This is a genomic window from Flavobacterium columnare NBRC 100251 = ATCC 23463 (assembly GCF_002530675.1).
GTDB classification, from domain to species: Bacteria; Bacteroidota; Bacteroidia; order Flavobacteriales; family Flavobacteriaceae; genus Flavobacterium; species Flavobacterium columnare.
The window spans coordinates 1-2780 of sequence record NZ_PCMX01000090.1 but is presented as its reverse complement, the minus strand read 5'-3'; the positions used below and the strand labels follow the sequence as shown (position 1 = coordinate 2780).

At 31.4% G+C, this 2780-nt stretch carries 4 protein-coding genes; all 4 read right to left on the bottom strand.

From position 1 onward, the window contains the following. Positions 1-117 precede the first annotated feature (117 nt). Positions 118-522, bottom strand: a complete 405-nt coding sequence (locus B0A78_RS11645; RefSeq protein WP_097609696.1) for a hypothetical protein — start codon at positions 520-522, stop codon at positions 118-120. 26 nt (positions 523-548) lie between these two features. Further along, entirely contained in the window at positions 549-1148 is a 600-nt protein-coding gene (locus tag B0A78_RS11640; protein WP_097609695.1) for a hypothetical protein, read from the bottom strand. A gap of 190 nt (positions 1149-1338) precedes the next feature. After that, positions 1339-1692: a hypothetical protein gene (locus B0A78_RS11635; protein WP_097609694.1), complete on the bottom strand. Its 354-nt coding sequence runs from the start codon at positions 1690-1692 to the stop codon at positions 1339-1341. 14 nt (positions 1693-1706) lie between these two features. Next, on the bottom strand, positions 1707-2780 hold a 1074-nt coding region (locus B0A78_RS11630), incomplete at its 5' end, for an RHS repeat-associated core domain-containing protein (protein WP_317044846.1).

Sequence of the window (2780 nt, the reverse complement as noted above, 5' to 3'; positions counted from 1 at the left end):
CCACAAAAAAACACGCCCTAAAGCGTGTTTTGTTTTTTACTCTCTGTTGTACGCACAGAAAACATTTCTGCGCTAACGTTTGCGCATATCTGCGCGATCGGGCTGACTCACTATGTGTCATTCCTGCCCGATCGGGGTTTTGAAGTGGTATCCTTCAAGTATTGCATTATTTAGAGTATCTATTGAAAAATTCAAATTTTCATTAAAAGTATAATTCTTATAATATGCTTTTACTTCTACAATAATATCTGTTTTTTCTTTTCCATTATTTGTTATTTTGGTTGTTTGGATGTCTTTAATGTCATATTTCTCAATATTGCCAAACATACTATCTTTAGAATGAAATAATTTTTTCAAATTATTAGAGTCCAAATTGGGGTTTAAAATATTAATTAAGGTATTATAATTTTTACTCTTAACATTAGAATAAAAACTAGTTGTTAACTCTTTTGCTTTTTCAACATCATCAGCATCATTAACTTCTTTTGTCGTTGAATTACACGCAAAAATTATAAAACTCATTAGGAATAAAATCTTTTTCATAATATTTAATCAAATTTAGCTTCTTTAGTTACATTCGTATTTGAGGTTGTATTAGATACACCATTTTCAATTTTATTTCCTGAACCAATTCCAGCATCGACCCCAATAGATTGATTAACAGTCCCAGTTGTTATATTGCCTTCAAATTCATATGTCACATGAAAAGGCATACCTGGAATTTTACCACTTGCTGTAGATTTAACTTTGTTTTCATTTACAAATTTAGAAGGTTCAAAAGGATTTGTCGTGTTTAATTTTGCAATAAATTGTAAAGTCGGTGTTGGTACATAATTAGAAATGTTAAATCCATCAGTACTTAATTTTCCATTAATTGCAAATTCATTTGTATTATAAAAACCAGCTGAATTTTCAGAAGAACTATAAATCCCTACTTGAGATTCCCATGAATATTTATTAAATTCAAATCCAATTTTAATTCCAGTATTAGAAGATTTAAACAATTTATCACTTTCTATCGAGTGTATCCAATCACTAGCTCGATACAAATTGTCTGTTACATATTCTTCCCATTTTTCTTCGAATGTATGTTCGTTAATAACTTTCACACCCGAAGAACCTATTGTAAACTCTCCAAAATTATCCATATAGTTTTTCCAAAAACTATCTACTACTGAAATTCTGCGCTAACGTTTGCGTTGAGCCAAGATTGCGCATATCACTTTGTGTCATATCCGCGACATCTGGGTGTTTTTGTTTTACCCTCTTTGTGTTCACGAGCTAGAAGCTCGCGGTAGCGAGATGCCGATTATTTAAAGACGTTCGCTCCAGCTAGTGTTAAAATCCTGCCTTTTTGATTTCATTGATATTTGTTATTTCTTTATCTAGTAGAATTTTCGAATATTCAGGATTAAAACTAGAAATTTCAATTAAATAATATCTATCAATTAAATCTTTGCTGTTTAAATTTGTATTTTCCCAAGATTCGTATTTCTTGTTTTTGTAGAAATACGTATAATATATATGTTTAAAGCTTCTTCTTGAAACAATTTTTGTGATTTTACCAATTGTCTCTAACTTATTTTTTTCAATATCTAATTGAACATTTTTTTTTCTTTCATAACTTCTAAAAAGCACGATAACAATAGCCAGTAAGAAAAGAAAACCAATTATCTTGTCTCTAAAATTCATTTCTTAATAATTTATTATTCTACCCTCGGAATAGAAAATTTAACATAACCACTATTTCTACCGGAATCAATTCTACTTGTCGTTTGTTGTTTTTTAGTTGCTTTCGGTGAAGAAGGTTTGGTTGCTGATTCAATGACATTACTTATAACGTCTCCTACTTTATTCTCTGCTGTTTCAACAGCTGATCCCGAAAAAATATTTAGACTATATTCTGCAGGTTTATATCCAATACCATCTACTTCTAATTTATTCCCAAAATAATCCCCTATTAAATTTGATGAAAATGTTGAGAAAAACTTATTATCAAAAGTATTAAAACTCCAATTCAGAGTTTTTTCGGTACTTCTGGAATTCTCATAACCATAATTTAAATTAAAGTATGATTCTCCAAAGTTAGAGTAAAAAGGATTTCTCATCAATCCTGCAAATAGGGGTTGACTCCAGTTAATATTCTCATCAAACTTGAAATCATTATATGCTAACTGACCAGTTAAATTTGTTGTCCCTGCAATCATTCCAGTCGTTGTAAATGTTGGTAATAATCCCTTTGCCGTATAAGCATTTTCTAAATAAGCAAAAATTGTTGCTCCTGAACCAGTTGACAAATAAGCTGAAAACGATGTGCCAGAGAACCAAGTGCAGTATGTACCATACACAGAAGAAGCAAATGGAGCGCTTAAGACAGCTCCTCCTGTACCAAATGTACCTATCAGACCTGCATAAAAACCTTTGTCATAATCAGGTTTTAGATCTTTATTATGGTCAAATTCAACAATAGGAGTCCCGATTGATATTACATTTGAAGAACCTGAAATACTCATACTTCCCTCTAAACCATCTAAATCGACCATAGCAATTGGAGAATTGCTAGCAAATTGATAAGGCGTCAATTCAGGATATTTTTTTGTCAAAGGATCAACATTTGGAAAACGCCCAATTCTTGGATTATACATACGCATTCCATATTCTTGCCAATTCCCCTCTCCCATTAACTCGTCGTCATTTTCCTTGCCATTAAATCCGTATCTATACTGATTACTAGACGAATGCCTATTTGGAACGAGGCTACCAAAAGGGTAATACTTTAT